The organism is Azospirillum picis (genome assembly GCF_017876115.1).
Lineage (GTDB): Bacteria > Pseudomonadota > Alphaproteobacteria > Azospirillales > Azospirillaceae > Azospirillum > Azospirillum picis.
The window spans coordinates 14,902-40,585 of sequence record NZ_JAGINO010000011.1; the positions used below are offsets into that span (position 1 = coordinate 14,902).

19 protein-coding genes and 1 tRNA gene are annotated in these 25,684 nt (G+C 69.2%); 18 read left to right on the top strand and 2 right to left on the bottom strand.

Going from position 1 to position 25,684, the window contains the following annotated elements:
• Positions 1-38: 38 nt before the first annotated feature.
• Complete coding sequence (gene malQ, locus J2850_RS15915) at positions 39-2,258, top strand: 4-alpha-glucanotransferase (protein WP_209983367.1); 2,220 nt, start codon at positions 39-41, stop codon at positions 2,256-2,258.
• Positions 2,259-2,451: 193 nt separating this feature from the next.
• A tRNA-Gln gene (locus J2850_RS15920) sits at positions 2,452-2,525 on the top strand.
• A gap of 254 nt (positions 2,526-2,779) precedes the next feature.
• Here the strand turns inward: J2850_RS15920 and J2850_RS15925 are convergent.
• On the bottom strand, positions 2,780-3,547 hold the full coding sequence (locus tag J2850_RS15925; RefSeq protein WP_209983369.1) for an IclR family transcriptional regulator: 768 nt from the start codon (positions 3,545-3,547) through the stop codon (positions 2,780-2,782).
• 191 nt (positions 3,548-3,738) lie between these two features.
• On the opposite strand from J2850_RS15925, the gene J2850_RS15930 reads away from it, so the two are divergent.
• From J2850_RS15930 to J2850_RS15950, 5 genes are all read left to right on the top strand, one after another.
• On the top strand, positions 3,739-5,334 hold the full coding sequence (locus J2850_RS15930) for an ABC transporter substrate-binding protein (RefSeq protein WP_209983371.1): 1,596 nt from the start codon (positions 3,739-3,741) through the stop codon (positions 5,332-5,334).
• Between the two features lie 106 nt (positions 5,335-5,440).
• On the top strand, positions 5,441-7,060 hold the full coding sequence (gene ggt, locus J2850_RS15935; RefSeq protein WP_246513120.1) for a gamma-glutamyltransferase: 1,620 nt from the start codon (positions 5,441-5,443) through the stop codon (positions 7,058-7,060).
• Positions 7,061-7,130: 70 nt separating this feature from the next.
• On the top strand, positions 7,131-8,114 hold the full coding sequence (locus J2850_RS15940) for an ABC transporter permease (protein ID WP_209983374.1): 984 nt from the start codon (positions 7,131-7,133) through the stop codon (positions 8,112-8,114).
• Positions 8,111-9,043, top strand: coding sequence for an ABC transporter permease (locus J2850_RS15945; protein WP_209983376.1), 933 nt, complete (start codon positions 8,111-8,113; stop codon positions 9,041-9,043). The genes J2850_RS15940 and J2850_RS15945 overlap by 4 nt, the downstream gene beginning before the upstream one ends.
• Positions 9,043-10,881: an ABC transporter ATP-binding protein gene (locus J2850_RS15950; protein WP_209983378.1), complete on the top strand. Its 1,839-nt coding sequence runs from the start codon at positions 9,043-9,045 to the stop codon at positions 10,879-10,881. Before J2850_RS15945 ends, J2850_RS15950 begins: the two co-directional genes overlap by 1 nt.
• A gap of 95 nt (positions 10,882-10,976) precedes the next feature.
• Here the strand turns inward: J2850_RS15950 and J2850_RS15955 are convergent, their stop codons facing one another.
• Positions 10,977-11,714 (bottom strand): FadR/GntR family transcriptional regulator, encoded by a 738-nt coding sequence (locus tag J2850_RS15955; RefSeq protein WP_209983380.1) that lies wholly within the window; start codon positions 11,712-11,714, stop codon positions 10,977-10,979.
• A gap of 191 nt (positions 11,715-11,905) precedes the next feature.
• Between J2850_RS15955 and J2850_RS15960 the strand changes: the two genes are divergently transcribed.
• The 11 genes from J2850_RS15960 to J2850_RS16010 all read left to right on the top strand — a co-directional run bounded on the left by J2850_RS15960 (position 11,906) and on the right by J2850_RS16010 (position 25,563).
• Positions 11,906-12,703: an ABC transporter substrate-binding protein gene (locus tag J2850_RS15960; protein WP_209983382.1), complete on the top strand. Its 798-nt coding sequence runs from the start codon at positions 11,906-11,908 to the stop codon at positions 12,701-12,703.
• Positions 12,704-12,846: 143 nt separating this feature from the next.
• Positions 12,847-13,518 carry an amino acid ABC transporter permease gene (locus J2850_RS15965; protein WP_209983384.1) on the top strand — a complete coding sequence of 224 codons (672 nt, stop codon included), beginning with the start codon at positions 12,847-12,849 and terminating at the stop codon, positions 13,516-13,518.
• A gap of 1 nt (position 13,519) precedes the next feature.
• A complete protein-coding gene (locus J2850_RS15970) occupies positions 13,520-14,311 on the top strand; it encodes an amino acid ABC transporter ATP-binding protein (RefSeq protein ID WP_211113946.1) in 792 nt (263 codons plus the stop codon).
• The gene (locus J2850_RS15975) at positions 14,308-14,835 is read left to right on the top strand and encodes an ureidoglycolate lyase (RefSeq protein ID WP_209983386.1); all 528 of its coding nucleotides are present in this window, start codon (positions 14,308-14,310) and stop codon (positions 14,833-14,835) included. The genes J2850_RS15970 and J2850_RS15975 overlap by 4 nt, the downstream gene beginning before the upstream one ends.
• A gap of 17 nt (positions 14,836-14,852) precedes the next feature.
• Positions 14,853-16,106, top strand: a complete 1,254-nt coding sequence (locus J2850_RS15980) for a cysteine desulfurase-like protein (protein WP_209983388.1) — start codon at positions 14,853-14,855, stop codon at positions 16,104-16,106.
• A gap of 45 nt (positions 16,107-16,151) precedes the next feature.
• Positions 16,152-17,588, top strand: coding sequence for a dihydropyrimidinase (gene hydA, locus J2850_RS15985; RefSeq protein ID WP_209983390.1), 1,437 nt, complete (start codon positions 16,152-16,154; stop codon positions 17,586-17,588).
• A 282-nt stretch (positions 17,589-17,870) separates the two neighbouring features.
• Entirely contained in the window at positions 17,871-19,745 is a 1,875-nt protein-coding gene (locus tag J2850_RS15990) for a sensor histidine kinase (protein ID WP_246513121.1), read from the top strand.
• Positions 19,735-20,361, top strand: a complete 627-nt coding sequence (locus tag J2850_RS15995) for a response regulator transcription factor (RefSeq protein ID WP_209983392.1) — start codon at positions 19,735-19,737, stop codon at positions 20,359-20,361. Before J2850_RS15990 ends, J2850_RS15995 begins: the two co-directional genes overlap by 11 nt.
• A 172-nt stretch (positions 20,362-20,533) precedes the next feature.
• On the top strand, positions 20,534-21,319 hold the full coding sequence (dsrO, locus tag J2850_RS16000) for a sulfate reduction electron transfer complex DsrMKJOP subunit DsrO (protein WP_209983394.1): 786 nt from the start codon (positions 20,534-20,536) through the stop codon (positions 21,317-21,319).
• Positions 21,316-22,428, top strand: coding sequence for an NrfD/PsrC family molybdoenzyme membrane anchor subunit (gene nrfD / locus J2850_RS16005; protein WP_209983396.1), 1,113 nt, complete (start codon positions 21,316-21,318; stop codon positions 22,426-22,428). The genes dsrO and nrfD overlap by 4 nt, the downstream gene beginning before the upstream one ends.
• Before the next feature lie 30 nt (positions 22,429-22,458).
• Entirely contained in the window at positions 22,459-25,563 is a 3,105-nt protein-coding gene (locus J2850_RS16010; RefSeq protein WP_209983398.1) for a molybdopterin dinucleotide binding domain-containing protein, read from the top strand.
• Positions 25,564-25,684: the final 121 nt, after the last annotated feature.

Genomic DNA, 25,684 nt, shown 5'->3' on the forward strand with positions numbered 1-25,684 from the left:
CAATCCCTATGTGTCCGAATTACTCCCGGGGACTCTGAATGAGTGATCTCGACCGTCTGGCCGATCTGCTTGGACTCGAACCGGTCTACCATGACATCTGGGGCAACCGGCGGGAGACCTCGGCCGCCACCAAACGGGCGCTGGTCGCGGCCATGGGGCTGAACGCCGCCACCGATGCGGACGTCGCCGCCAGCCTTGCCGCGGTGGAGCGGCGGGGTTGGAGCCGTCCGCTGCCGCCGGTGCTGGTGGCCGGCGAAGGGCAGCGGATCGAGCTGGCGGCCGCGCTGCCGGACGGCCTGGGGGACGCCACCCTGCGCTGGACCCTGACCCCGGAAGGCGGCTCCGCCGAGGGCGGCACGGTCACCGTGCGCGACCTGACCGTGACGGGGCGGGCGACGATCGACGGCGCCGGCTACGAGCGCCGCGGGCTGGGCGGGCTGCTGCCGGTGTCGCTGCCCATCGGCTACCACCGGCTGGAGGTGGCCCTGGAGATGGCCCTGGAGATGGGTGGGGAGGCCGGCGCACCGGGGGCCGGCACCCTGGCCGGTGCCACCACGCTGATCGTGGCGCCCGAGCGCTGCGTGACGGTCGAGGAGGTGGTTCCGGCCGGCCGCACCTGGGGCATCGGCCTGCAGGTCTACTCGCTGCGCTCCGGCCGCGATTGGGGGATGGGCGATTTCGGCGACCTCGCCCGCTTCGCCGGCACCGCCGGCCGGCTGGGGGCCGGGCTGGTCGGGCTGAACCCGCTGCACGCGCTGTTCCCGGCCGACCCTCACCACATCGGCCCCTATTCGCCGTCGAGCCGTCAGTTCCTCAATATCCTCTACATCGACGTGGCCGCCGTGCCGGAACTGGACGGCGCCGACGACCTGCAGGCCCGCATCGCTGCGCCGGCCTTCCGGCAGGCGCTGGCCGACGCGCGGCAGGCCGAACTGATCGATTACTCGGCGGTGGCGGCGCTGAAGCTGCCGGTGCTGGAGGCGCTGCACGCGCGGTTCCACGCGCTGCCCGGCGACCACCCGCGCAAGGCCGCCTATGCCGCCTTCCGGCAGGAGATGGGGGCCGCGCTGGAGCGCCACGCCCTGTTCGACGCCCTGCACGAGCATTTCTTCCGCGCCGACCCGTCGCAATGGATGTGGCGGAGCTGGCCTGCGGCCTTCCAGGATCCGGAGAGCGCCGAGGTCGCCGCCTTCGCCGCCGAGCATGCCGCGCGCGTCGATTTCTTCGCCTGGGCGCAGTTCGAGGCCGACCGCCAGCTTGGCGAGGCGGCCGCCCGGGGGCGGGCGGCCGGGCTCGCGCTGGGCTTCTACCGCGACCTCGCCGTCGCCGCCCATCCCGGCGGCGGCTCCGCCTGGGCCGACCCCTCGATCCTGGTGCAGGGCGCCAATGTCGGCGCCCCGCCGGACCAGTTCAACCTGAACGGCCAGAACTGGGGCCTGGCGCCGCTGTCGCCGCTCGGCCTGCGCGAGGCGGGCTATCGCCCCTTCATCGAGATGCTGCGCGCCAACATGCGCCACGCCGGGGCGCTGCGCATCGACCATGTGATGGCGCTGCAGCATCTGTTCTGGATCCCCGAGGACGGCAGCGACGGCGCCTATGTCGAGTACCCGTTCCACGAGCTGCTGCGCATCGTGGCGCTGGAGAGCCGGCGCAACCGCTGCGTGGTGATCGGCGAGGATCTGGGCACCGTTCCGGAGGGCTTCCGCCCGGCGCTGGAACGGGCCGGCATCCTCAGCTACCGGGTACTCTATTTCGAGCGGACGCCTGACGGCGGCTTCAAGCGGCCCGGCGACTATCCGGCCGGTTCGATGGCGACGGTCAGCACCCACGACCTTGCCCCCTTCAAGGGTTTCTGGACCGGCCGCGACCTGGAGTGGCGCACGCGCCTCGGCCTCTATCCCGACGACGCCAGCCGCGACAAGGACCGCTGGGACCGCGGCGTCGACCGCTGGCGCCTGCTGCAGGCGCTGTCGCAGGAAGGGCTGCGCCCGGACTCCTACCCCAGCGACGACGGCGACCAGCCTTTCCGCACCGAACTGGCCGCCGCCGTCCACGCCTATCTGGCGCGCACGCCCTCGCGCATCGTCATGGTGCAGATCGAGGATGCGCTGTGCGAGGACGAGCAGCCCAACCTGCCCGGCACCGTCGACCAGCATCCGAACTGGCGCCGTCGACTGACCCGCGAGGTCGAGCAATTGGACGGCGACGCCGAGCTTGCCCAGGTGATCGCCCCCATGGCCGGCGGAACCGCCGCCTGATCCGGCAGCCCCGCTTCCGGCGGCAGCGCGGGGGCGGGGCTTGGGGGGCAGGGGGGTGCCGATGGGGATGGCGGGACGCCGGATCGGAAAATTTCACGCCGGGTGAAAAAACCCCCTGTACAGCCTGTCACCGCATTGGTATAAGCCCGCCCACACCACGGGGAACGGCAGTTTGGCCGCCCCGGTGACGGTCTGGGGGATCGTCTAGCGGTAGGACAGCGGACTCTGACTCCGCCAGCCTAGGTTCGAATCCTAGTCCCCCAACCAACTCTCACGACTTCCTTTTGTAAACAGCCGCGCGGTTTCGCCGCTCCTGCATGGCCCGCAGGTGGTGCCCATGGCTGTAGCCCAACGCTGCGGCACAAAACTGCTGCCTGAACCGCTCCGGGTTTCCTGGGCCATCTGTGTTGCGTCACGCCGCCAGAACGACGTCCTCAAGGGTTGGGTGACGCGGGTTTCGTCATGATGACCCCACTCTCTCGGATGATGGGGCCTTCGGGAAACCCGGGGCGGTGCGGTCTTCAGGAGCGGCCGAGCATGGACGACAGTTCGGCGGCCGCCGTCCTGACGGAGACGATGCAGCGTTCGAGAATGTCGTCGGGCAGGCGTGTTGCCGGTGCGCTGATGAGAATGGACGCGTCCGCGAGCCCATCCGGCCCCAGAATGGGAGCGCTGACGGAGATGAGGTCTCGCGTCACCTCGCCCCGGCTCACGCAATAGCCGTTGGAGCGGATCTCCTCAAGCTGCGCCTTCAGAACCGTTGCGTCCGTGCTGGTGTTGTCGGTCAGGGCCGGCAGTGGCCGCGACAGGATTTCGCTCCGAAGCAGCGGCGGCGCGAAGGCCAGCAGCAGCTTGCCCGATCCGGCGTGAAGGGGGCGGCGCCGATTGAGCGTCGTATGGACCCGCAATTCGCGCTGCGGCTCCCAGAACGCGACGCAAAGGCTTTGGTCCCCTTCCCGGATGCGAAGCTGTGCGGTCTCGTTGAACTCCCTTCCGAGGCGCTCCACGACGGGTTGGCCAAGCTGCACGAGATCTACCTGTTCCATCGCCGCCCGTCCGATCAGCGCGGCGGCGTAACCGAGCTTGTAGACACGGGTCTGGGGGGTGCAGGTCACGAGCCCCCGCATCTCCAGCGTGCGCAGCAGCCGCAGGACCCGCGCCTTGCTTTCCCCGCTGCGTCGCGCGACCTCCGACAAGCCCAGGCCCGGCTCCGACGCAATGATGAGCAGCAGGGCCGCCGCCTTGTCCACCGCGTCGACGAAATAGCGGCTCTCACTGGTCTTGCTCAATCGATCGGTCCCCGATTTGTCCGGCCGGGTTGCGGCCGAAGGCTTGTCTACCCCGCAGGCGCAAAAAGCGAAATCTCAAAGTTGGTTCACTAGGTGAACCAATGGATCGACTATATTGACACGTGCAAAAATGATCTTATGGTGATGTCCTGTCGCCCGTGGGGAGGCGAGGCATAGCCAGAGGACTTGCCATGATGACCTTGGATCGGCGGCAGATGCTGGCCGCAACGCTCGGGGCTTTCGCGACCATGCCGCTGATCGCGCGACATGGGTCTGCCCAGGACGCCGGAGCGCTTCGCGTGGGTCTCGGCGCACCCAACACCAGCATCGACCCGCATGCGGCCAACAACGTGCCGAACAACGCGGTCAATGCGCACATCTTCGAATCCCTCGTCGTCAACGATCCGGCCTCCAGGCCCGTGCCGGGACTGGCGGCGTCCTGGCGTCCGATCGACGACACGCGCTGGGAGTTCAAGCTCCACGACGGCATCACCTTCTCGGACGGCTCGCCCCTGACGCTGGAGGATATTCAGGTTTCCGTGCAGCGCGCGACCGACCTGCCGAGCCCGTCCTCCTTCCGCAACTACACGCGCACCATCAAGTCGGTCTCGTCGGGCGGGACGCCCAACACCATCATCATCGAGACCAATGCTCCCGACCCGATCCTGCCGAACTCGCTGACGCGCCTTCGCATCATCCGCGCGACGTTCAAGGACGCATCGTCCGCCGACTTCAACTCCGGCAAGGCGGCCATCGGCACCGGCCCGTATCTTCTCGACAGCTTCACCAACGGCAGCCAGACGCTTCTCAAGCGCAACGACGCCTATTGGGGCGCGAAGGCGCCCTGGGCCACCGTCACCCTGCGCGTCCTCACCGATGACGGCGCGCGGGTCGCCGGGCTGCTGGCCGGCGATCTCGACCTCATCGATGCCGTTCCCACCGAAGGCGAACGCCTGATCAAAGGCAATGACGCTCTACATCTCGTGACCGGCGTTTCCAGCCGTTTCGTCTTCATGGCGATGGACCAGGAGCGCGACGTCACGCCCTTCGCCACAGGCCATGACGGCCGCCCGCTGGAGAAGAACCCGTTCAAGGACGAGCGGGTCCGTCGGGCCATCGGCATGGCGATCAACCGCGGCGCCATCGTCGAGCGCATCATGGGCGGCAATGCGCTGGTCGCCACCCAATTCCTGCCGAAGGGCGGGTTCGGCACGTCGGACGCGATCGCGGGGGCGACCTACGATCCGGCCAAGGCCAAGGCGCTGCTGGCGGAGGCGGGCTATCCCAACGGCTTCAAGCTGACGCTGCACGGCCCGAACGACCGCTACGTGAACGACGCCAAGGTCATCCAGGCGGTGGCCCAGATGCTGGCGCGCATCGGCATCGCCTCGACCGTGGAGGTTCTGCCCTGGTCCGTCTATTCGGGCCGGGTGAGCGCTGCCGAATTCAGCTTCATGCTGGGGGCCTGGGGCGTCAACACCGGCGAGACGTCCAATCCTCTGGTCGCGCTCAGCCTGACCTACGACAAGAAGGCCGGCACCGGGGCGAGCAATTACGGCCGCTATTCCAATCCGCGCCTCGACGCGCTGGTCAAGGAGGCCACGAGCACGCTCGACGACGCCAAGCGGGCTTCGCTCCTCGGCCAGGCGAGCGAGATCGTCTTCAACGGGAATGCTCTGATCCCGCTTCATCACGAGGGGGTCAGTTGGGGCGCCAAGCGGTCGGTCGACTACACCGCGCGCGCCGACCAGTACACGATGGCGCTCGCGGCCACGCCGCGCGCCTGACGCCCGCCCGCCTTCTCCCTTCTCCGCACCTTCACCCCGCGGCGGCCTCCTCGCCGCGGGGCCTGCCGCGGCGCGGCCCGATGGCAAAGATCCAAGGACAAATCTCATGAAGAACGCGATGATCGTCGCCCCCCAGCCCGAAGCCGTCGAGGCCGGGGCGATGGTACTGGAGCGCGGCGGCAACGCCATCGACGCCGCGATCGCCTGCGCCTTCGTGCAAGGGGTCGTGGACCCCCAGATGTGCGGCATCGGCGGCTTCGGCTCGATGCAGGTCTACATGCCCTCGCGCGGCGTGCATGAGATCGTGGAGTTTTACGCCAAGGCCTCCCTGTCGGCGCGCGAGGACATGTGGACGTCGAAGCTCGTCGGCCAGTCGCGCGACGGCTTCGCCTATCTTCTCGACGGCAACATCAACGAGATCGGCTACCTCGCCGCCTGCACGCCGGGCAGCGTCAAGGGCTATGACCACGTCCTCGGCCGCTTCGGCACCATGGACTGGAGCGACGTCATCGCGCCGGCGCTCGACCAGGCCCGGCGGGGGTTCATGGTGCGGCCGCATGTTCACTGGTACTGGTCGCTGGACCAGAAGAGCTCGGGCCAGGTTAACACGGTCGACAAGCTGCGGTACAGCCGCACGGGCCGGGAGATCTATTTCCGGCCCGACGGCAGCCTGAAGCGGCCGGGCGACATCGTCACCAATCCCGATCTCGCCAACACGCTGGAACGCCTGATGCGCGGCGGCGCCGATCTCTTCTACACCGGCGAGATCGCCGAGGAGATCGCCGACGACATGGCGCGCAACGGCGGCCTGATCTCGCGCGAGGATCTGGCCGGCTACTCCCTGTCGTCCGCCGAGCCGCTGCGGGGGGACTACCGGGGATACCGGATCGCCACCAGCCCGCCGCCGGGAAGCGGCATGTCGATGCTTCAGCTCCTGAACATCCTGGAGAACTTCGACATCGCCGGCATGGGGCATGGCTCGACCGAGCATGTGCGCCATCTCGCCGAGGCGATGAAGCGCATGACGATCGACAAGGACCGCTACATGGGCGACCCCGCCTATGTCGAGGTGCCGGTCGAGCGCCTCACGTCCAAGGCCTACGCTCGCGACTTGGCCGACTCCATCCGGGCCGGCGAGCGGGCGAGCGTCACCCGCCTCGACAAGTCCTCGCGCGACACGACCCATGTCTCGGTGATCGACGCTCACGGCAATGCCGTGGCGCTGACCCATTCGCTCGGCAGTCCCTCGGGCGCGATCAGCGACGGCCTCGGCTTCATGTACAACGGGCTGATGAGCCGTTTCGACCCGCGTCCCGGCCGCGCCGGCTCCATAGCGCCCGGCAAGCGCCGGCCGAGTTCGGCCGCGCCCACGATCGTGTTCAAGGGTGAGGAGCCCTTCATCGTCATCGGAGCGCCGGGCGGCAGCTACATCGCCCCGGCCGTGGCGCAGGGCATCATGAACGTGATCGACTTCGACATGTCGATGCTGGAAGCCGTCAGCGCGCCGCGCGTCGTCGCCGTTTCCAACGTGATCGACGTGTCGAACCGCATCACCCGACGCGTCACCGACGCGTTGGCGGCCGACGGCTACGACGTGAAGCGGTCCTGGCAGAGCTATCCGTTCGCCGCCCTTCACGGCATCCGCATCGACGAGGGGCGCTGCACCGGCGGGGCGGACCCCCAGCGCGACGGCATGGCCCTGTCCGTTCCCGCGCCGGTGGCGTGATCGCAGACACAGGGCCGGCGCCCCCCGCCCGCATCTCCCCTGCCTCATTGTCCCCGTTGGGAGGCCTTCGATGATCCTGTGGCTCTTGAAACGGCTCCTTCAAGCCGTTCTGGTGATGGTCGCGATGTCGATCATCGTGTTCGTCGGCCTCAACGTGATCGGCAACCCGGTCGACATCCTCATCTCGCCCGACGCCGACCAGGCGGAGCGGCTGCGCGTGATCGCCGAACTCGGCCTCGACCAACCTCTGGTCTGGCAATATGTCGGGTTCCTCAAGGCGGCGCTGCACGGCGACCTCGGCAACAGCTACGTCTTCAACCAGCCGGCGCTTCAGGTCATCCTCCAGCGGATGCCCGCCACGCTGGAGCTTGCGGTGATCGCGGTCGGCTTCGCCGCGCTCGTCGGCCTGCCGCTCGGCCTCTATGCCGGCCTGCGCTCGGAATCCTGGCTCGCCAAGTTTCTGATGGCGGGCAGCATCCTCGGCTTCTCCTTGCCCACCTTCTGGATCGGCCTCATGCTGATCATGGTGTTCGCGGTGCAGCTCGGCTGGCTGCCGTCGGGCGGGCGAGGCGAAACGGCCTCGCTCTTCGGCCTGCAATGGTCGTTCCTGACGGCGGACGGCTGGCGTCACCTCCTGCTTCCCGCCCTCAACCTCTCGCTCTTCAAGATGGCGCTCATCATGCGCCTGACGCGGGCGGGCGTGCGCGAGGTCCTGCCGCAGGACTACATCCGCTACGCCCGGGCGCGCGGGCTCACCGAGCGGCGCGTCATCAGCCTGCATGTCCTCAAGAACATCATGATCCCGGTCGTCACCGTGATCGGCATCGAATTCGGCTCGGTGATCGCCTTCTCGGTGGTGACCGAGACGATCTTCGCCTGGCCCGGCATGGGCAAGCTCATCATCGACAGCATCAACGTCCTCGATCGGCCGATCATCGTCGCCTACCTCCTGCTGATCGTGGTCGTGTTCGTCTGGATCAATTTCGCGGTCGACGTGGTCTACACGCTCCTCGATCCGCGCGTTCGCCTCGGCGAGAAGGGAAGCGCCCGATGACCCAGGTTCCGGACCAGACGCCGATACCGGCCGCCGGCCCGGTGGGAGGCGCGACGCGCGGACCCTGGGCAAGGGTCGCCCGCGACTTCGCCCGCTCCCCTCTCGCCATGACGGCCCTTGTCGTGCTCGCCCTCGTGGTGCTGGCCGCCGTCTTCGCGCCGCTCCTGACGCCGCAGAACCCCTACGACCTCATGCAGCTCGACATCATGGACGGGATGCTGGAGCCGGGTTCCCCGTCGGCGGCCGGGGGCTACACCTATCTCCTGGGCACCGACGACCAGGGGCGCGACCTCTTCTCGGCCATCCTCTACGGCTTGCGCATCTCTCTCAGCGTCGGCGTCGTGGCGGCCCTGGTGGCGGCCCTCGTGGGAGCCTCGCTCGGACTCTTCGCCGCCTATGTCGGCGGGCGGACCGAGACGGCGATCATGCGCCTCGTCGATCTCCAGCTCTCCTTCCCCTCGATCCTCGTGGCGCTGATGATCCTCGCCTTCCTCGGCAAGGGCGTCCAGAACGTGGTGCTCGCGCTCATCATCGTGGAATGGGCCAGCTATGCGCGCACGGCCCGCGGCACCGCTCTGGTGGAGAGCCGGCGCGAATACATCCAGGCGGCGGACTGCCTCGGCGTTCCCATGAGCCGGATCATCTTCCGACACCTCCTGCCCAACTGCCTGCCGCCGCTGATCGTCATGGCCACGATCCAGGTGGCGCGCGCGATCTCGCTCGAAGCGACCCTGTCGTTCCTGGGCTTGGGCGTTCCCGTCACCGAGCCGAGCCTCGGGCTCCTGATCTCCAACGGCTACCAGTACCTTCTGTCCGGCCAGTACTGGCTGTCCTTCTATCCCGGCATCGCCCTCCTCGTGACCATCGTCGCGATCAACCTCGTGGGCGACCAGTTCCGCGACGTGTTCAATCCGAAAGGCCGTGGCTGATGGTTCAGGCGAAAGCGCAGCGCGAGTCCTCGCCCCTTCTTTCCGTGCGGAATCTCAGAACCTCCTTCCAGGTGGAAGGGCGTTGGACGCGCGTCCTCAACGACGTGTCCTTCGAGATCGGCAACAGGCAGACCCTGGCCGTGGTCGGCGAATCCGGCTCGGGCAAGAGCGTCACGGCCATGTCGATCATGCGCCTCCTGCCGCCGGCCACGAGCCGGATCGAGGGCGAGGTCCTGTTCCGCGGGCGCGACCTCCTCAAGCTGCCGTCCGAGGAGATGCGGCGCATCCGTGGCAGCGACATCGCCATGATCTTCCAGGAAACGAGCCTCAATCCGGTCTATACGATCGGCTTCCACATGGTGGAGACGCTGCGCCAGCACCGCAACCTCTCCGCCGCCGAGGCGCGGCGCGAGGCGGTGGCGCTTCTCGACAAGGTGCGCATCCCCTCCGCCGCCAGCCGCCTCGACGATTACGCCCATCAGTTCTCGGGCGGCATGCGCCAGCGCGTCATGATCGCCATCGCGCTCGCCTGCAATCCCAAGCTCCTGATCGCCGACGAGCCGACCACCGCGCTGGACGTGACGATTCAGGCGCAGATCCTTCAGACGCTGCGCGACCTCCAGGCCGAGGAGGACATGTCGATCCTCTTCATCACTCACGACATGGGCGTCGTCGCCGAAATGTCGGACCGCACGATCGTCATGTATCACGGCGATGCGGTGGAAGAGGGCGAGACCCGGCGGATTTTCGCGGCGCCCGGCGCACCCTACACCCGAAGCCTCCTGGCAGCCGTCCCGCGCCTTGGCGAAATGGCCGAAAGCCCCGGCCCGTCGCGCTTTCCCGTGATCGACCGTGCCACCGGCGCGGTTGTCACGCCCGCCGCGTCAGGCTCCGTGCCGGACGGAAGCGCCCCGATCGTTCTCCAGGTCGAGGATCTGGTCAAGCGCTTCGACATCCATGGTGGAACGTTCGGCGGGCTGACGGGCCGCGTTCACGCGGTCGAGAAGGTGTCCTTCGACATTCGAGAAGGTGAAACGCTGTCGCTGGTCGGCGAGTCGGGCTGCGGCAAGTCCACCACGGGCCGGACCATCATGGGTCTCACCTCCCCGACCGGCGGCTCGGTGCGCATGGAAGGGCGGGAGATCGGCTCGCTCGGCCGCCGGGAGCTGCGCATGACGCGGCGACGGATGCAGATGATTTTCCAGGACCCCATATCCAGCCTGAACGCCCGGATGACCGTCGGCGCGGCGATCGCCGAGCCCTTTCTCGTCCACAAGCTCGGCGGCAAGGCGCAGGCACGCGATAAGGTCGCCTATCTCTTGGAACGGGTCGGGCTCAGGCCCGACATGGCCAACCGTTACCCGCACGAGTTCTCCGGCGGACAGCGCCAGCGCATCAGCCTGGCCCGTGCTCTGATCCTCGATCCCAAGCTCATCATCGCCGATGAGTCCGTTTCCGCCCTCGACGTCTCGGTCAAGGCACAGGTCATCAACCTGATGCTGGACCTCCAGTCCCAGCTCAAGCTCTCCTACCTGTTCATCTCGCACGACATGGCCGTGGTGGAGCGCGTCAGCCACCGGGTTGCGGTGATGTATCTGGGCGAGATCGTGGAGATCGGTGCGCGTGCGGCGGTCTTCGGCAATCCGCAGCACCCCTACACGCGAAAGCTCCTGTCGGCCGTCCCGGTTGCCGACCCCGATCAACGCGGCCAACGCAGGGTCGAGGCCGGCGAGCTCAAAAGCCCCGTCCGGGCGGTCGATTTCGTCCCGCCGGGCCGCGAGTACCGGGAGGTTTCGGCGGGTCACTGGGTTCAGCTCGCTGACAACCGATCGTGGTGACCGGTCGGCCATGGGGAAACCGCGGGGCAACCGCTCGGCGTCTGGCTCCGTCGGTGCGCACGTCTTTCAAGGGCCGGCGTTGCCCGAACCGTGGCTCACCTGCCCGGGTGTCCCACGGGAAGCTCCAGATCCTCCCGTACCGCGCCGGCTCCCGTGCCCAGGCCGATACCGAGCCGCCCCGCTGCGCCGGAAATATGGTCGGACATGGCCTGTGCGGCGCGGCCGCCATCACGCATCCGCAAGGCTTCCAGGATCCGCTCGTGTTCATCCAGGGTCTCCCAGATGCGGTCCTCCCGCGCGAAGGGCAGCCTCTGGATCTCGGCGACCACCGCATCGACGGTGCGGAACAGGTCCGTGAACATCCGGTTGCCGCACCCCTCGACGATCAGCCGGTGGAATGTGCTGTCCTCGACCCCTGCCTGGGCGAGGTCATGCGCCTCGAACGCCGCGCGCATCCGGACGAGCGTGCTGGCGAGCGCCCCCAGGCCGGCAGCCGGCAAGGAGGCGGCGGCCAACTGCGCGGCCTGGGGTTCCAGCGCCAGGCGCGCCTCATAGACCTCCCGTGGTGAATAGAGGTCGGCGAACCGCCAGGTGGCGACCGGGTCCGGCGGCTTGCCGTCGGTGAGAAAGACTCCGCGCCCGACCTCGATCCGGATCAGGCCCAGGGTTTCAAGCGCCGACAGCGCCTCGCGCAGCGATGCGCGGCTGATGCTCAGCCTTTCCGCAAGTTCGCGCTGGGGCGGAAGCTGGTCGCCCGGGCGCAGCCCCTGCTCGTCGATGATCTGGCGGATCCTCGCGACCGCCGCCTGCGGCACCAACAGCCGTCCACGCATCCTGCCGATCCCTGTCTGTCGTTGCTCATGCCGCGGGTACCCGACGCGACGCCTTGACAATAGCCCGGAAAGGCGGTGCAATCCAACTGGTCAGACCGGTACGACCCATCAGACCAAATAACAACATCACCGGTCGGCAGGGATTCGCGTCAGGCTTTCTTCCATTCATGCAGGGAGACGCAGGTACAGCCATGCGCAGACAGATTCTCAAGCTCGCCCTCCTGGCGGCGGTGACGGCCACCGTCTGGGGCGCCGCACCGGCCCGTGCCGCCGACCTTGCCGTCGGCGCCAACATCGGCAACGTCCCGTGGGAGTTCCAGGACGCCTCCGGCACGTTCGTCGGATTCGAGATCGATGTGGTCAACGAGGCGGCCAAGCGCCTCGGCAAGACGGTGGAGATCGTCAACATCCCCTTCAACGGCCTGTTCTCAGCCGTTCAGTCGGGGCGGATCGCCATGGCGATCTCGTCGATCACCATCACCGACAAGCGTCTGGAATCCGTATCCTTCGCCCAGCCCTATTATGACAGCGACCAGTCCCTGACCGTGCGGGCGAACACGCCGTACAAGTCCGTCGAGGACCTGAAGGGCAAGTCGCTGGGGGTCGATACCGGTTCCACCGGCGACATGTGGGCCACCCAGAACCAAGCCAAATACGGCTTCGGCGACATCCGCCGCTTCGAGGGGCTGCAGCCGGCCATGCTCGACCTCGGGGCCGGCCGCCTGGACGGCTACATCAGCGACATTCCGGCCCTGCTCTATTACACCAAGGACAAGCCGCAGTTCAAAGTCGCCCAGCGCATCCCGACCGGCGAACGCTATTCGGTGATGCTCGCCAAGGACAGTCCGCTGTTGCCGTCCGTCAACGAGCAGATCACCGCGATGAAGAAGGACGGCACGCTGGCCGCGCTGCACGAGAAGTGGTTCGGCGTGAAGCCCGAAGCCGACGGCAGCACCGTCAAGGTCCTCGACATTCCGAAGAAGTCCTGAGCGCGGTTCGTCTCCCCGCCAATGGACCTCCATGGCCGGGCACGCGGCGCCTGCGCCGCGCCTGCCCGGCCGTTGCCTCCCGGCTATCTCATCCCGGCCGCGTCCTTCCGGCCCGGACCCAGCCCATGCCTGGACATTCCCTCATGGATTTGATCGACACCTTCTTCAATGGAAGGGTGCTGTGGGAGTCGCTGCCGCTCCTGTTGATGGGGCTGGGGACGACGCTCACGCTGGGCATTCTCAGCATCGTGCTCGGCCTGGTCGGCGGCCTGGTCCTGGCCCTTCTGCGGCTTTACGGCCCGCCGGCCCTGAGCGGGCTGTGGGTGCTCTACATCGACCTGTTCCGCGCCATTCCCATCCTGGTGCTCCTGGTCATCGTCTATTACGCCTTGCCTTTCGTCGGGCTGCGGCTTTCCCCCTTCGCGTCGGCCACCACCGCCCTGTCGCTGGTCAGCGCGGCCTACAGCGCCGAGATCCTGCGGGCCGGCATCCAGGCGATCCCCCGCGGCCAGTTCGAGGCCAGCCAGGCGCTGGGCCTGTCCTATTGGAGCATGATGGGGGACATCGTCCTGCCCCAGGCCGTCCGCATCGTCATTCCGCCGATGACCAGCAACTGCATCAATGTGATGAAGGACACGGCACTCGCCTCCGTCGTCGCGATGCCGGACCTGCTGAAGCAGGCCACCCAGGCCCAGGCCCTGGCGGCGAACCCGACGCCGCTGATCGGTGCGGCCGCGATGTATGTGCTGCTGCTCCTGCCGATGGTCCGCGCCGTGGGGACGCTGGAAAAACACTTTGCCAGGGAGCGCCGCTGACATGCAGGGCAACGATATGCAGGCGGGGCAATCCGGGTCGGGCCGGCCCACGCCGTCCGCCCGGCCGATCATCTCCATCCGCGGCCTGCGCAAGATGTACGGCAGCTTCTGCGCCTTGTCCGGCATCGACCTCGACGTCGCGGAAGGCGAGGTCGTCGTGCTGCTCGGGCCGTCGGGCTCGGGGAAATCGACCCTGATCCGCTGCATCAACCTGCTGGAAACCTACGACGCCGGAACCGTCGTGGTGGACGAGGTCGCCGTCCGCCCCGGCCCCAACCTGGCGGCCGTGCGCAGCGAGGTCGGGATGGTGTTCCAGAGCTTCAACCTGTTTCCCCACATGACCGTGCTGCGCAACGTCGCGTTGGCGCCGATCCGGGTGCGCAAGCTGGCGCCGAAGGCCGCCGAGGACCGGGCGATGGAACTGCTGACCCGCGTCGGCATCGCCGAGCAGGCCGGCAAGTTTCCCGGCCAGTTGTCCGGCGGCCAGCAGCAGCGCGTCGCCATCGCCCGCGCGCTGGCGATGGAGCCCAGGATCCTGCTGTTCGACGAACCGACTTCGGCACTCGACCCGGAGATGGTCGGCGAGGTTCTCGACGTCATGCAGTCGCTGGCCCGCACCGGCGTCACCATGCTGGTCGTCACGCATGAGATGGGGTTTGCCCGGCGCGTGGCCGACCGCGTGATCTTCATGGAGCGCGGCCAGATCGTCGAGGAGGCGAAGCCGGACGCCTTCTTCTCCGCGCCCAGGGAGGAGCGTGCCCGCGCCTTCCTGCAAGCGGTCCTGAACCATTGAGCGCCCCCCGGATCATCCCGCCGGTGCCGCTGACCGCCGAAGCGTTCGCGCCTTTCGGCACGGTGCTCGCCGCCGGCGGGGGCCGCCCCTCCCCGGTCAATGACGGGCGGGGCGTCCGTTACGACGCCGAGCACGGGCTGGGCTTCGCCGGCGACCCGCTGCCGCCGGTGCTGGCGCTCTACCGTCTCACGCCGTCGCGCCTGCCCTTCGCCGTGACGGCGATGGAACAGCACCCGCTCAGCACCCAGACCTTCGTGCCGATGACCGGCGGACGCTTCCTGGTGGTGGCCGCCCGCGCCGGCGCGGGCGGCGCGCCGGACCCGGAGACCGCCTGCGCCTTCATCGCCGGCCCCGACCAGGCGATCACCTATGCCGGCGGGGTCTGGCACTGTCCGCTCGTGGCTCTCGACGAGACCGCCGACTTCGCCATGATGATGTGGCGCGCTCCCGATCCCGATTCCGACTGCCGTGTCGTCTCCCTGTCCGTGCCGCTGCTGGTCGCCGACCACGCCGCGGCGACCTGACCGAAGGAACTGAACCCGTGTCGAACGTGTCGTCCTCCCCGCTTGACCTGTCCTTTGTCCGCTCCCAGTTCCCGGCGCTCGCCGGCGACTGGACCTTCATGGACAATGCCGGCGGCTCCCAGACCCTGGCCCGCGTCGCCGACCGCATCCGGGACTATCTGCTGACCAGCAACGTCCAGCTCGGGGCCAGCTATGGCGTGTCGCGCCGGTCCGGCGCGCGGGTCGCGGACGCCCACGCCCAGGTCGCCGAGCTGATCGGTGCCGCCCGGCCGGACGAGGTGGTCATGGGGCCGAGCACGACGGCCCTGCTCTACACCCTGTCCGCGGCGATGGCCGGGGGCATCCAGCCCGGCGACGAGATCGTCGTCACCGACTGCGATCACGAGGCCAACATCGGCCCCTGGCGCAAGCTGGAGGAGAGGGGCGCCGTCATCCGGACCTGGGCCGTCCGCCCCGACAGCCTGGAGCTGTCGCTGGACGACCTGGACCGCCTGCTGAACGGGCGCACGCGGCTCGTCTGCGTCACCCATGCCTCGAACATCCTCGGCACCATCAACCCGGTGGCCGACATCGCCCGGCTGGTCCACCGGCACGGCGCCAGGCTGCTGGTGGACGCCGTCGCCTATGCCCCGCACCGTGCCGTGGACGTGGCGGGATGGGACGTCGACTATTACGTCTTCAGCTTCTACAAGGTCTATGGGCCGCATTTCGCCGTTCTCTACGGCAAGCACGAGCACCTGGCGGCGCTGCCCAGCCTGAACCACTACTTCATCGACCGCTCGGTGATCCCCTACAAGCTCCAGCCCGGCAACGTGAATTACGAACTGGCCGTCGGCTGCACCGGCATCGTCGACTACCTCGCGGAACTGGGGGAGCGCTGCGGTGCCGCCGGTTCGCGCCGGGCGAGGATCGAGGCCGCCTTCGACGCCATCGCCGCCCACGAGGAGGCGCTTGCCGAACGGCTGCTCTCCTACCTGCGCCGGCGCAAGGACGTGAGGATCGTCGGCCACTCCGCGGCCGACCGGGGCCTGCGGGTTCCGACCATCAGCTTCGTGGTCGACGGGCGGCGGTCCGACGAGGTGGTGAGCGCCGTCGACTCCGCGATGATCGGCATCCGCTTCGGCGATTTCTACGCCCGGCGCCTGATCGAGAAGCTGGGGCTGGCCGCGGTGAACGGCGTGATCCGCGTGTCGCTTGTTCACTACAACACGCTCGACGAAGTCGACCGTCTCGTAGAGGCGCTCGGCCGGGCCATGCCGCAGGGGCGGTGAGCGCAGCGGCGATCAGCCGATCACAACTGGAACGGGATAAGGCACATGGCTGAGTTCGATCTGGTGGTGCGCAACGGCACGGTGGTCACGGCCGCCGACGTCAGCCGCTGCGACATTGGCATCAAGGATGGCCGCATCGTGGCCCTGGCCGAACGGCTGGACGCCTCCGGCCCGGTGCTCGACGCCGCCGGCAAGCTCGTGATGCCGGGCGGCATCGACAGCCACGTCCACATCGCGCAGGACGGGGACGACGGCACCGTCATGGCCGACGATTTCCGCAGCGGAACCCTGTCGGCCGCCTTCGGCGGCAACACGACGGTCATCCCCTTCGCGCTGCAGCCCAAGGGCCGGTCGCTGCGCGCCGCGGTCCAGGCCTACCACGCGCGGGCGGAAGGCCAGTGCCTGACCGACTATTCCTTCCATCTCATCATCTCCGACCCCACCGAGCAGGTGCTGGGCCAGGAACTGCCCGCCCTGGTCCAGGACGGCTACACCTCGTTCAAGGTCTTCATGACCTATGACGACCTGAAGCTGAACGACCGCGAGCTTCTGGAGGTGTTCGACATGGCCCGGCGCGAGAAGGCGCTGGTGATGGTCCATGCCGAAGGCTACGACGCCATCAAGTTCCTGACGGAGCGGCTGGAGCGTGCCGGCCGCACCGACCCCTACTACCACGCCGAATCCCGGCCGATCCCGGTCGAGCGCGAGGCGACCCACCGCGCCATCTCCTTCGCCGAGATCGTGGACGTGCCGATCATGATCGTCCACGTCTCCTCCGCCGACGCGATCGAACAGATCCGCTGGGCGCAAAGCCGCGGCCTGAAGGTGTATGCCGAGACCTGCACCCAGTACCTGACACTCACGGCCGAGGACCTGAAGGGTTTGAACATGGAGGGGGCGAAATACGTCTGCAGCCCGCCGCCGCGGGACAGGGAAAGCCAGGAGGCCTGCTGGACCGGCCTTCAGTCCGGCCTCTTCTCCGTCTTCTCCTCCGACCATTGCCCGTTCCGCTTCGACAGCCCTGCCGGCAAGAAGAAGCAGGGTGAGCGGACGGCGTTCAAATGGGTCCCCAACGGCATCCCCGGCGTCGAGGTCCGCCTGCCGATCCTGTTCTCGGAAGGGGTGGGAAAGGGGCGGATATCCCTGCAGGAGTTCGTCGCCCTGACGGCCACCAACCATGCCCGCATGTACGGCCTCGCCCCGCGCAAGGGCAGCATCGCCATCGGGGCAGACGCGGACATCGTGCTGTGGGATCCCGACAGGACGGTGACGATCACCCAGGATCTGATGCATCACGGCGCCGACTACACGCCCTATGAGGGGATGGAGGTGACGGGCTGGCCGGAAACCGTCCTGCTGCGCGGAAAGGTCATCATCGACAAGGGCGTCCAGACCGGCAAGGCGGGCGACGGCCGCTTCCTGCACCGGTCGATCTCGCCCTTCGCGGCTCCGCGCGGTCGCCGTCCGACGCAGTACGACTGAGCGGGGGGCGCTGCCGTGCGTCGGCCCTGCGGCAGCGCCCTCCACCGGTCTTCGTTCACCGGTCTTGGACGGCCGATGGGCTCAGCTTGACCTGCATCAGAGCCGTCCCGGCCGCCGGGCGCTATCCATGCTGCGGCGGCGCTTGGCGCGGCTCCGCCGTGACGGCATCCTCCGCCCGTGGAACGTCGGGTGCCCACCGCAGATGGACGTGGATCGAGGTCGGCTTTGAGGATGGCCAGGAACGGATACGGACTGGGCGGCCGGATGGCCGGAGCGTTCCCCATGGTCCCGCGCTCCGCTCTCCGCGTGCTCATCGCGGCGGTCGTCCTGACCGTTTGCCACCCCGTCGGAGCCACATCGGCCTCGATGTCGCCGCCCCTGCCGCCGATCCGGGTCGCCGTGCTGGCCTATCGCGGCGGCGACCATGCGAACGCCGTTTGGGAGCCGACCATCCGCTATCTGGCCGGGCGCTTTCCCGACCGCGGCGCGGAGATGGTGCCGCTGGACCTGCCGGGCATGGAGGAGGCGGTACAGGGGCGTACCGTCGATTTCGTCCTGACCAACACCGGCAACTATGTCGAGCTCGAGGCGCGGCACGGCATCGCCCGCATCGCCACCCTCCAATCCTCCCGGACCGGAACCTCCGGCGCGTCGGTCGGCTCGGCGCTGATCGTCCGCGCCGACCGCGCCGATATCCGGGACCTCGCCGATCTCAAGGGGCGGACGGTCCTGGCCAGCGATCCCGACGCCTTCGGCGGCTTCCAGGTCGCCTGGGGCGAGATGGTCAAGGCCGGGATCGATCCCTATCGCGACCTGAAGGAGCTCCGCTTCTCCGGCTTTCCCCTGGATCGCATCGCCTTCGCGGTGCGCGATGGCGACAGCGACGTCGGCGTGCTGCGCGCCTGCCTGCTGGAGGAACTCGCCGCCGAAGGGCGGATCGATCCCGGCCGGTTCCGGGTTCTGGCGCCGAAGGCTCCTCCCGGCTTCGGCTGTTCCGTATCCACGGACCTCTATCCCGACTGGCCGCTCGCCCGGCTCGCCTCGACGCCGGAGACGCTGGCGAAGGCGGTTGCCGTCGCCCTGTTCCAGATGCCCGCGAACGACCCGGCGGCTGCGGCCGGCGGCTATGCCGGCTGGACGGTGCCGCTCGACTACCAGCCCGTCCACGCCCTCTTCCGCTCCCTGCGCATCGGGCCTTACCGTTACCTGCGCGAGCTGTCGCTGGTCGACATCGCCCGGGAGCATTGGCAGTGGCTCGCCGTCGCGGCCCTGGCGCTGCTGTGGTGGGCGATCCATTCGCTGCGGGTGGAGCACCTGATCAAGGTGCGCACCGCGGAGCTCCATGCCGCCAACCGCGGCCTCCGCCATGAGATGGCGGAGCGCCGGCGGGCGGAGGAGGTCGCCCGCGAGCGGCAGAAGGACATGGACCACATCGCCCGCCTGTCCATCCTCGGCGAAATGGCCAGCAACCTGGCTCATGAGCTCAACCAGCCGCTCGGCGCCATCTCCAACTACGCCCGCGGCTGTACCCGGCGCCTGGAGGCCGGAACCGGCGACCCGGCCCAACTGGCGGGGGCCACGCGGGCCATCGCGGAGCAGGCCGAGCGGGCCGGGCAGATCATCGCGCGCATCCGCAACTTCGTGCGCAAGCGCGCGCCGCAGCCGGAACCGATGGATGTCAACGACGGCGTCCATGCCGCCGTTGCCCTGTGCGAGGGGCAGGCGCGCACCGACAGCGCCGCCATCACCCTCAGTCTCGCCGGCGACCTGCCGCCCGTGCTTGCCGACCGCGTCCAGATCGAGCAGGTCATCCTGAACCTGGTCAAGAACGCGCTGGACGCGATGGCGGACACGAAGCCCGGCGGTGCGGGCGACGCCGTCCGCGTCGTGAGCATCCGCACCGGACGGGACCGGGAGGGGCGGGTCGAGGTCGCGGTGGCCGACCGCGGCCACGGGCTGGCGGCCGACGCCAAGGCGCGCCTGTTCGAGCCATTCTTCACCACCAAGCCGGGCGGCATGGGTCTGGGGCTGTCGATCTGCCGGACCATCGTGGAGGCCCATGGCGGCCACCTGTGGGCGAGCGACAATCCCGGTGGCGGCACCGTGATGCGGTTCGTGCTGCCCGCCACGACCGAGGAGCACCGCGATGACCGCTGATCCGAAACCCGCCGACATTGCCCGGACCGTCTATGTCGTCGATGACGACCCCGCGATGCGGCATTCGCTGGCATGGCTGATCGGCGCGCTCGGGGTTCCCGTCGAGTGCTTCGGGTCCGGCGAGGAGTTCCTGCATGCCGTCCGTCCCGAGCGGCCCGGCTGCCTCGTCACCGATGTCCGCATGCCGGGGATGAGCGGGCTGGAGCTGCAGGACACGCTCGCGCGCGCCGGCTCGATGCTGGCCGTCGTCGTCATCACCGGCCACGGCGACGTGCCGATGGCGGCCCGCGCCTTCCGCGGCGGGGCCGTCGATTTCATCGAGAAGCCGTTCAACGACCAGATCCTGCTCGATCGCGTCCACGAGGCGCTGGAGACGTCGACGCGCGCCTGGGCCGCGCATGCCCGCAAGGCCGGCCTCCGCTCGCTGCTGGCGCGCCTGACGCCCCGCGAGCGGCAGGTCGCCGATCTCGTGGTGGCGGGCAAGCTCAACAAGGTGATCGCCGCGGAGATCAACCTCAGTCCCAAGACGGTCGAGGTCCACCGCCACAACGTGATGGAAAAGCTCGAGGTCGGCTCGGTCGCCGACCTGACGCGGTTGCTCATCGAGGCGGAGTGAAGCCTCGCCCTGCGGGGCGATCCCCCCGCGGCCGCGACATGTCGTCACTGGGGAAGATCCTAGAAAGTCTAGGAAACCTCCCAGTGGGAGGGGCGGGAGCCCGCCGGATACCTTCACACCACGGCAACCGCCGACTGGCGGGCGCCAGCGAACAGGTGCGAAGGGGCCAGTCATGGATCAGTCACGGCGCAACTTCTGCCTCGGCGTCGGCGCCGCCACGGCGGGGGCGGCCACGCTCCCGCCCGTCCCGGCGGAGGCGGCCGCCACGCGGCAGGGCGGCGATCCGGCGCACCGCTGGGGCATGGTGGTTGACGTGCGCAAATGCGTCGGCTGCCAAGCCTGCACGGTGGCCTGCATCATGGAGAACGACGTCCCCGAAAACAGCTTCCGCACCATCGTCTCGACCTACGAGGTGACCGAGGAGGGGCGGAGCGGGACCTACATGCTGCCGCGGCTGTGCAACCACTGCGAGGACCCGCCCTGCATCCCGGTCTGCCCCACCGGCGCGACCTACCAGCGCCGGGACGGCATCGTGGTGGTCGACAACACGGTGTGCGTCGGCTGCGCCTATTGCGTCCAGGCCTGTCCCTACGATGCGCGCTTCATCAACCACGAAACCCAGACCGCCGACAAATGCACCTTCTGCGTCCACCGCGTCGAGGCGGGGCTGCTGCCCGCCTGCGTCGAGACCTGTGTCGGCGGTGCGCGCATCTTCGGCGACCTGAACGACCCCGGCAGCACGGTGTCGGCGCTGGTCCGCGACCAGGCGCCGAAGGTGCTGAAGCCCGAGCAGGGCACCCAGCCGCGCGTCTTCTACATCGGCCTCGATCCCAAGTTCCAGGGCAAGGTCGACGGCACCCCGACCCTGTGGCGCCCGAGCGCCGCCGCTGAACACGACGACGGGTACCGCGTCGATGAAGCGCATGCCGAACCGCGAGCCGCGAAGGAGCACGCATGATGGACACCAGCATCGTCGAGGTCATCAACGTGACCCGCGAGGTCGCGTGGCTCCCCTGGGCCGTGCAGTATTTCTTCCTGATCGGCCTGTCGGTCGGCGGCCTGCTGCTCAGCCTGCCGGGTTACGCCTTCGCCCGCGCGGGCTGGCGCAAGCTGGGCCGCGTCGCCCTGCTGGCGGCGCTGACCTGCGGGCTGGCGGCGCCGGTCGCCCTGCTGTCCGACCTGCACCAGCCCGGCCGCTTCTGGCATTTCTACGTGGTGTTCCGCCCGACCTCCTGGATGTGGTGGGGCTCCATCATCATCCCGCTCTATGTGACGGCGCTGCTGGTCTACGGCTGGGCCTGCCTGCGCGAGGAGCTGCACGAACAGGGCCGCGTCGACAGCCGCCTCGCCGCGCTCTATCGACTGGCCGCCCTGGGCGGTGGGCGCGACGACCGGCTGATCCGCACCGCCGGGCTCGTCGCCCTCGCCGCATCCCTGCTGGTCGCGCTCTATACCGGCAGCGAGGTCGCCGTCGTCAGGGCGCGCCCGCTTTGGCACACGCCGTTCCTGCCCGTCCAGTTCCTCGCCACCGCGCTGGCCGGCGCCGCCGGCCTGGTGCTCCTGCTGAACCGCTTCGCCGCGGACGGCGACCGTGACGTCGAGGTGCGGGCGAACCGCCTGCTGGCCGCCGCCCTGGGCGCGGTGATGCTGGTCGGCGCACTGTGGCTGGCGCTCGGCCTGTCCGGGCTGGAACCGACGCATGCCGAGGCGTTGCGCAGCGTCGCCGGGTCGGAGGCGTGGCGGGTCACCGCCGTCTGGGCGGTCGCCGCCACCGTGCTGCCCTTCGCCATCGCCGTTGCCAAGCCCGCCGGCACCGGCCTGCTGACCGGGCTGGTCGCCGTGCATGGCGCCTGGATGTTCCGCTGGACCGTCTTCATCGGCGGGCAGACCGTGCCGAAGACCGGCGCCGGCTTCTACGAGTATGCGCTTCCCGCCGGTCCGGACGGGGTGCTCGGCATCGTCGGCACCGCCGGGCTGTGGATGTTCCTGCTGCTCGCCGTCACCGCCGTCCTGCCGATCCCGCGCCGTGCCGCGCCCGGCATGCCCCATCCCATCGCCGCCGAATAGACCGCCCGCCGGACCACCGGAGACACCGCCATGTCGATCCCCCGTCGCCTCCTCCTGAAGACCACCGCCGCCGGCGGGGCGCTCGCCGCCTTCGCCGCCGGCTTCTCCGAAACCGGCCGCAAGCTCGTGAAGGGCGCCTGGGCCGGCGGGAAGCCGGAGAACGCGGTCTCCGGCAATGCGCCCAAGCCGGAGTTCCGCGTCGACCCGGCGAGCGGCGACATCGTGCCGACGCCGGGCCAGATCGTCGCCTACACCGGCTGCATCGGCTGCACCACCCTGTGCGGGGTCCGGGTGCGGGTGGACACCGAGCGGAACCGGGTGCTGCGCGTGGCGGGCAATCCCTACACGCCGATGTCGACCGATCCCTTCCTGCCCTACGGCACCCCGGTGAAGGAGAGCTTCAAGGCGCTGTCCCGCTTCCAGGAGAAGGGCCTGAACGGCCGCTCGACCGCATGCGGGCGCGGCAACGCGGTGCTGGAGAACGTCACGTCGCCCTTCCGCGTCACCACGCCGTTGAAGCGCGTCGGCCCGCGCGGCTCGGGCCGGTGGGAGCCGATCCCCTTCGACCGGCTGGTCCGCGAGGTGTGCGACGGCGGCGACCTGTTCGGCGAAGGGCCGGTGGAGGGGCTCGCGGCCCTGCGCGACCTCAAGACCCCGATCGACCCGGCCGCGCCGGAACTCGGCCCCAGGGTCAACCAGGTGGCCCTGGTCACCGGCGTGCCCGACGGGCGGGAGTCGCTGGCGCAGCGCTTCTTCCAGCAGGCTTACGGCAGCATCAATTATGTCGGCCACGGTTCCTACTGCGGCGGTGCCTACCGCGCCGGCTCGGGGGCGGTGTTCGGCGACACCAAGAAGCAGCCGCACGCCAAGCCGGACATCGCCAACGCCGAGTTCGTGGTCTTCATCGGCACCGCCCCCTCCAATGCCGGCAACCCGTTCAAGCGGCAGGCGACCCTGGTCGCCAAGGCGCGCACCGACGGCGCCCTGCGCTACGTCGTCGTCGACCCGGTGCTGACCAACGCCCGGGCCGCGGCGGCGGGGGAGCGCGCCGGCTGGATCCCGATCCGTCCCGGCACCGACGGCGCCTTCGCCATGGGCATCATCCGATGGATGTTCGAGAACGACCGCATCGACGCGAAATACCTGTCCCAGCCCAATGGCAAGGCGGCGGAGGCGGCAGGGGAGGCCGGCTGGTGCAACGCCACCCACTTGGTCGTCGTGCAGGCGGGCCACCCGCGCGAGGGGCGCCTGCTGCGCGCCTCCGACATGGGTTGGGTGACTCTGGACGACAAGGAGCGCTACGGCGACCGGGACGCCTTCGTCGTCCTCGATCCCGCCACCGGCGCCCCGGCCGCCCATGATGCGGCGGCGGCGGCCACCCTGTTCCATGACGGCGGCGTACCGACGCCGGCCGGCGACCTCGCCGTGAAGACCGGCCTGACGCTGCTGCGCGAGGAGGCGATGCGGCTGGACCTGGGGGCCTATGCGGACGCCTGCGGCGTGCCGGCAGACGTGATCGCCGGCTTGGCGCGCGAACTGACCAGCCACGGCAAGAAGGCGGCGGTGAACGCGCATGGCGGCATGATGTCGGGCAGTGGCTTCTACAACGCCTTCGCCGTCGTCACCATCAACACGCTGCTCGGCAACCTGAACTGGAAGGGCGGCACCATCGTCGGCGGCGGGCGCTTCCCGGAGGGCGGCGACGGGCCCCGCTACCGGCTCGCCGGCTTCCCCGGCCAGGTGAAGCCGGCGGGCATCCCGCTCGGCCGCAACGTGCCCTACGAGAAGACGGCGGAGTTCAAGGCGGCGAAGCAGGCCGGCAGGGCCTATCCGGCCAAGGCGCCCTGGTACCCGACCGCTCCCGGCCTCACCACGGAATGGATGTCCAGCGGCATCGCCGACGGCTACCCCTATCCGGTGAAGGCGCTGCTGCTGTGGAACGCCAACCCGGTCTACGGCATCCCCGGCGCCCACCGCTTCGCCCGGCACCTCGCCGACCCGAAAACGGTGCCCCTGGTCGTCGCCATCGACCCCTTCATCAACGAGAGCACGGCGCTCGCCGACTACATCGTGCCCGACACCGTGCTCTACGAGACCTGGGGCTGGACCTCCGCCTGGGGCGGGGTGCCGACCAAGATGACCACGGCGCGCTGGCCGGTGCTGGTGCCGCGCACCGACAAGCTGCCGGACGGCCAGCCTATCCAGCTGGAGCCGTTCCTGATCGCGCTGGCCGAGCGCCTCGGCCTGCCGGGTTTCGGCCCCGGCGCCATCGAGGATATGGACGGCAACCGGTATCCGCTGGAGACGGCGGAGGACTGGCACCTGCGCGCCGGCGCCAACGTCGCCTGGCTGGGCAAGCAGCCGGTGCCGGATGCCGGCGACGAGGACATCGCCTTCTCCGGCGTCGGCCGCCTGCTTCCCGCCCTGAAGGCGACGCTGAAGCCGGAGGAATGGCGCAAGGTCGCCTTCATCCTCGCCCGTGGCGGCCGCTACCAGAACCAGGCCGAAGGCTTCGAGGGCGACAGGGCGGCCCAGCGCTTCGCCAAACCGCTTCAGGTCTACAACGAGGCGGTCGGGACATCGAAGAGCAGCATCACCGGGCGGCGCTGGCCGGGGACGGCGTCCTGGATGCCCGCGGTCTTCGCCGACGGCACGCCCGTCGGCGACGTCCACAAGCCGGAGGACTGGCCGTTCCAGCTCGTCAGTTCGAAATCGGTGCTGGTCAGCGCCTACACCATCGGGGCGACCCGGCTGCGCCACCTGCATCCGGAAAATCCGGTCGGCGTGAATGCCGAGGATGCCGGGCGGCTGGGCATCGAAACCGGCGACCGCATCCGCATCGCGACCCCCGGCGGTGCGGAACTGGCGACCGCCATCGTCCGCCACGGCGTCATGCCGGGCGTCCTGGCGGTCGAACATGGGTTCGGCCACAAGGAATACGGTGCCCGCGCCCATGTGATCGGCGACCGCCGCCAGCCCGAGGTGCCGGGAATCGCCGCCGGCGTCAACCTGAACGACCTCGGCCTCGCCGACCCGACGCGGCCGGGTGCCTCGGTCTGGGTCGATCCGGTGGCCGGGACCGCGGTGCGCCAGGGCATCCCGGCAAAGATCGAGCGGGTCGGTTCGCCCACGTAAGCCGGCGGGCCTTCTTCTCCGACGCTGGCCCGCTCGCCTGCCGGCTGCAAGGCATGTGGCCCTGGTCGGAAAGCGCCGCTGCACTGGACAGGAGAAAGTGCAATAATCCTGATCTCGGTTT